This window comes from Methanocalculus natronophilus (assembly GCF_038751955.1).
In the GTDB taxonomy this organism is placed as follows: domain Archaea; phylum Halobacteriota; class Methanomicrobia; order Methanomicrobiales; family Methanocorpusculaceae; genus Methanocalculus; species Methanocalculus natronophilus.
On the sequence record NZ_JBCEXH010000059.1, the window covers coordinates 1 to 336 of the forward strand.

Genomic DNA, 336 nt, shown 5'->3' on the forward strand with positions numbered 1-336 from the left:
AATCGCAAAGTTTCTATTCATAGGAGAGGTAACAACATTAAAAATAATATAATCAATTCGTCCGCTTAATGCTAAAGCAATTTGTTCTTTTGCTTGGTCATTGTTTTGTTGGTGAAATACATGGATAAGCTTAACAAGTGCTTTATTATTGTTGTAGATTAAATCTTTTAAAGTGTTTACCCTTATTGGATTATGTTGAATATTGTGAAAATGGGTTACGATTAAATCAATCGCATTGATACCTTGGTGATTTTTGCTAGCTTGATAGGTTGCTTCCACAATTTCTGGATATTGATTAAAGAAGTATTGTTCTTTTAGTAATGTTTCAGGGTCAAT

1 protein-coding gene is annotated in these 336 nt (G+C 30.4%); it reads right to left on the reverse strand.

All coding sequences use genetic code 11. The features are described 5' to 3' along the window. On the reverse strand, positions 1 to 336 hold a 336-nt coding region (locus ABCO64_RS10395; protein ID WP_343089414.1), incomplete at both ends, for a hypothetical protein.